Raw genomic sequence first — 1602 nt, 5'->3', positions numbered from 1 at the left:
ATGCCGCGAGCTGCCGCCACAGAAGAGAAGATCAATCCCCGCAACTCACATAAGACCTGGACCTAACACCGGGGGCATTCCACGAGGTCGATCGGTTTCACCGAGTACGCCGAGCGCTGGATCGAATTCATTCGCCTCGAACCGACACGCGGGGGAAAGAAGCGGGCGATCGCCACGGTGCGTTCCTACAAGAGCAAGGTCACCGGATACCTGATTCCCGAGTTCGGCGACACGGAGATCCGACACATTGACCTGGCTCGCATTCGGGTCATGACCCATCGTCTGGATCAGATTCCGGCGCCGCTGAATCCGAAGTCGAAGTTCAACGGCATCACCCGTCCGGTGCTGATCGTGCTCATGATGATCCTGCGACAGGCAGCTCGAGACGGGATTATTCCGGCGGCACCTCCCATTTCGATCCCCAAGCAGGAATCGGTACGGCATGATCACGATCATGATCCAGAGGATGACGTTGCAAGTCCGGAACAGGTCGAAGCCCTCTACGAGGCGACGCCGGATCTGTACTCGATCATGGTCCTGCTTGCCGCTTGGTGCCAGCTGCGCCGTGGCGAGTGCCTCGGACTGCAGCGCCGGGACATCCAGTGGCATGACGACGGAACCGCCACTCTGCATGTGCGCCGGCAGTTCAACGCGAACACGGGCGCTATGTCGGATCCGAAGAGCGAGGCTGGCAAGCGAGCCTTGAGCGTTCCGCGGATCATGGTGGAGCGTCTCAAGGAACATCTGCGAGACAACGTCGCGCCCGAAGCGAAGGCTCCAGTCGTTCCTACCAACGTCCGCGGCAGCGTGCCGCTGTCACACACCAAGTGGGGGCATCTCTGGGGTGACGCCCGCGATACGGCCAAGAGCGTGCCGCCGGGATTCCGGTTCCATGACCTTCGGCACACCGGCCTGACCCTCTTTGCACAAGAGGGTGCGACGCTGGCTGAGTTGATGCGCCGAGGCGGCCATGCTGACATGCGGGTCGTGCTCCGCTACCAGCATTCCACGATGACTCGTGACCGGGAGCTGGCCAATCGGATGAGTGACCGCGTCGATGCTCAGCTTGCCGCCTAGAAGAGCGAGTCAGCAGAGTCCTCCCCGGACACCGATGGACACCTGTGAAGGGAGGGGAACTCGCTAGCTGAAAGGACAAGTGATGGACATTCGCAGTCGATCAGAATCGTCGAGACCCGACTTGGTGTCGTTGACGGAAGCGGCAGACCAGTTTGGCGTCTCGGTCAAGACGCTGCGGCGCAGAATCGCAGACGGAACCATCCATGGTTATCGGGTCGGACGCCTGATCCGTGTTGACCTGGACGAGCTGCATGACCGCCTACTCGTCGAGATCCCGTCGGTGAGATGAGAAAGGCAAGTGAGGGGGCGGGGCGTCTGGGCCCGCCCCCTCACTCGTGCGGCGGGTCGCAAAGTCTCGGATTCGGAACCACACGAGTTCCATCCCATCCAGTTCAGACCAGAGAGCCAGTCTCAATGAGGAGGCGCCGCGATGGCCGGGATCGCGGGACTGCCGCACATTTAGGTGACAGTTGGGGGTGTCAGGCCGCGAGGCTCACGGCCGGGTTCATGATGGTCTCGTATTCG

General features: G+C 61.6%; 2 protein-coding genes. Both read left to right on the top strand.

The window, feature by feature from the left end; genetic code table 11:
* Positions 1-177: 177 nt before the first annotated feature.
* Positions 178-1077: a tyrosine-type recombinase/integrase gene (locus tag IEW13_RS17225; protein WP_229745285.1), complete on the top strand. Its 900-nt coding sequence runs from the start codon at positions 178-180 to the stop codon at positions 1075-1077.
* Positions 1078-1159: 82 nt separating this feature from the next.
* On the top strand, positions 1160-1366 hold the full coding sequence (locus IEW13_RS17220) for a helix-turn-helix domain-containing protein (RefSeq protein ID WP_169797999.1): 207 nt from the start codon (positions 1160-1162) through the stop codon (positions 1364-1366).
* The last annotated feature ends 236 nt before the right edge of the window (positions 1367-1602 follow it).

The sequence above is a fragment of the Sediminivirga luteola genome (assembly GCF_014639315.1).
GTDB classification, from domain to species: Bacteria; Actinomycetota; Actinomycetes; order Actinomycetales; family Brevibacteriaceae; genus Sediminivirga; species Sediminivirga luteola.
Note: the sequence above shows the minus strand (reverse complement) of the source record. Positions and strands in the feature narration are given on the sequence as shown.

Coding starts and splice junctions, on each gene's coding strand:
- IEW13_RS17220 (WP_169797999.1), top strand. CDS start 1,160: ATGGACATTCGCAGTCGATCAGAATCGTCGAGACCCGACTTGGTGTCG.